At 34.1% G+C, this 2,346-nt stretch carries 4 protein-coding genes; 3 read left to right on the top strand and 1 reads right to left on the bottom strand.

Annotated elements, in window-relative coordinates:
• The 3 genes from AC3AX0_RS11705 to AC3AX0_RS11695 form a co-directional block, all read left to right on the top strand.
• Positions 1 to 578 (top strand): magnesium transporter CorA family protein (locus tag AC3AX0_RS11705; protein ID WP_487550464.1); only part of this gene is annotated, 578 nt, incomplete at its 5' end.
• 192 nt (positions 579 to 770) lie between these two features.
• Entirely contained in the window at positions 771 to 1,148 is a 378-nt protein-coding gene (locus AC3AX0_RS11700) for a CoA-binding protein (RefSeq protein WP_487550463.1), read from the top strand.
• A 320-nt stretch (positions 1,149 to 1,468) separates the two neighbouring features.
• Positions 1,469 to 1,711 carry a hypothetical protein gene (locus AC3AX0_RS11695; RefSeq protein ID WP_487550462.1) on the top strand — a complete coding sequence of 81 codons (243 nt, stop codon included), beginning with the start codon at positions 1,469 to 1,471 and terminating at the stop codon, positions 1,709 to 1,711.
• Positions 1,712 to 1,795: 84 nt separating this feature from the next.
• On the opposite strand, the gene AC3AX0_RS11690 is transcribed toward AC3AX0_RS11695, so the two are convergent.
• Positions 1,796 to 2,203, bottom strand: coding sequence for a hypothetical protein (locus AC3AX0_RS11690; RefSeq protein ID WP_487550461.1), 408 nt, complete (start codon positions 2,201 to 2,203; stop codon positions 1,796 to 1,798).
• Between the last annotated feature and the right edge of the window lie 143 nt (positions 2,204 to 2,346).

Here is a 2,346-nt window from a genome sequence, read left to right as displayed (position 1 = left end):
CATTCTATACATTCAAAAGATACAGGTTTCTACTTCAGCTATTGTTCAAGATATCAAAAAGGTACCTTCTATATCTTAAACAAATAGACAGGACGAGCACAAGCATAGAAAGGCAACTTCACAAATCTATGAAAAATAGAGAACTCATACAGCTTCTGGACCTGGAGAAATCTCTTGTTTACTTTAGTACATCTTTAAAAACTAACGAAGTTGTATTAAACAAAATGATGAAGCTGGATGCAATAAAACGCTATCCAGAGGACGAAGACCTTCTCGAGGATGTAATAATAGAAAACAAGCAGGCTATTGAGATGGCCAGCATATACAGCGGAATACTAAGCGGAATGATGGATGCTTTTGCCTCCGTAATATCAAACAATCTCAATATAGTCATGAAGATGCTGACATCAATAACAATAATCATGGCTATCCCTACAATGATTGCAAGTTTCTACGGAATGAACGTAAGATGGCTTCCGATGGTAAACAATCCAAATGCATTTTGGATTATAATGGTAATATCTGGAATATTGTCACTAATTGCAGGAATAATACTTACAAAGAAAAAGATGTTTTAGTCAATATAACAAATGCTTAATAAACTCAAGGCTTCCTGAATTTCAGGGAGTCTTTTATATATATTTACTAAGTTAATATCACAGAGATTCGATACCTTCACAGGGTATTTCTGGTTGATAAAATAATTGTCATATGATAAAATATAAAAACAAGAATATCAAGCAACAAGCTTGATACATCGGAGGTAAAGTGTGAAATCTAAAAAAATGCTTGATCTTCAAAAATGGGCTGTAGTTGGAGCAACAAAAAAAAAGGACAAGTTCGGATACAAGATGTTCAGGTCACTTCTAGACAATGGAAACATTGTATATCCTGTCTCTCCAAAATATGATGAGATCGATGGAGTAAAGACATACAAGTCTATAAAGGATATCCCTGGTGACATCGATGTTGTAGGATTCATAGTAAATCCAACAGTTGGTTTGGAGCTTATACAGGATGTTATAGACCTTGGTATCAAAAATATTTGGATGCAGCCTGGAACTAGGGATCCAAAGATAGTGAAGATAGCAACAGACAATGACATAAATATAGTATTTTCATGCGTAATGGTAGAGCTGGGTGTTTAAACCCGGCTCTTTTCAATTCTGCTAATTTAATTTGATAATCAAATAACGCACAAGGGTTTTCTTGGGCGTTATTTTTTTATACTCAAAAATATGATTCACTTCGCCATTTATTTGAATCGCGACACCATTTTGAGTTTACATGGTAAAATCATTATAATGTTATTATATTATCACATATCTAAATTATATGTCCTTTAGACAACGAATACAGCATCCAAATTAGGGAATGTCACAAAACTTATAAAGTAATTTTCTAAAAAATATATGAATTAAATTTCAATTATGCTTTTTCAAAATGCATCAGAAAAGAAAAAAGTTATATGGACAGTGATTCCTGGGATATACTAAAAAAATTCACAGGCAATCTACTTGTTATAAATGCTGGAAATGATGCAGTTATTCCCCTGGAAATAATAGACATGCTCATGAATAGTGCCGAAAAAGCAAATTCAAAGCAACTCATTACCCTTGAAAATTCTCCCCATGGAATCATGAGATACATGGAGGAAAACCCAAGAGTTATGGATAAGATTGTCGATTCAATCAGTGATATGATAAGATGACATCACAAAACCGCTTGAAATCAAGCGGTTTCGTTGATCAAATCGTCAGTATATAAAAGGATTCAAAAGATCCAATTAACCTTATTAATATCCCTCAAAGAAGCAAGCAAGACTTGGTTCTCTATTTATATAGTTCTTCATCTTTCCTACGTCATAGCTGATAAGCTCGTCAAAAGCTTCCTTGTCAATGTCACCATCTACTATCTGATGGCTGATTGTATGTATAAGTCTTGAAACCACTAGCTTAAACATGTTTGTATTGATACCGCTGTACCCTTGAGAAACATAGTATGAATGAGCCCTGTTTCCTACTCTTTCCGTCATTTCCCTAAGGTCTTCAACACCCTCAGGATTTTGTATCTTGTTTTTAAGATAATCCTTGTTGAAAAGCAGCTTATAGCTGAATTCAGAAACTGCTCCTCTCATGCTTGTTCCATTGTCAAAATCCGTTGTAACTAAAAAATTGTATATTTTATCTTCATATTTTTTCATTATAATCCTCCATAATTTTCATTTGATTTTTATTTCTTCCAAGGCCATCACTTCCATGAGTATGGCCTTTTATTAAATTTGGCTGCTCTCAAGAAAGCAGCTTTGCTGCGTTAACTAGGTCACGCTTCATGTGACCAAAGCGG

This window comes from Dethiosulfatibacter sp., assembly GCF_983023055.1.
This window is presented reverse-complemented; position numbering and strand designations above follow the sequence as displayed.

Excerpts from the sequence above, each read along its gene's own strand:
- AC3AX0_RS11695 (WP_487550462.1), top strand. The coding sequence starts at position 1,469 with ATGGACAGTGATTCCTGGGATATACTAAAAAAATTCACAGGCAATCTA.
- AC3AX0_RS11690 (WP_487550461.1), bottom strand. The coding sequence starts at position 2,203 with ATGAAAAAATATGAAGATAAAATATACAATTTTTTAGTTACAACGGAT.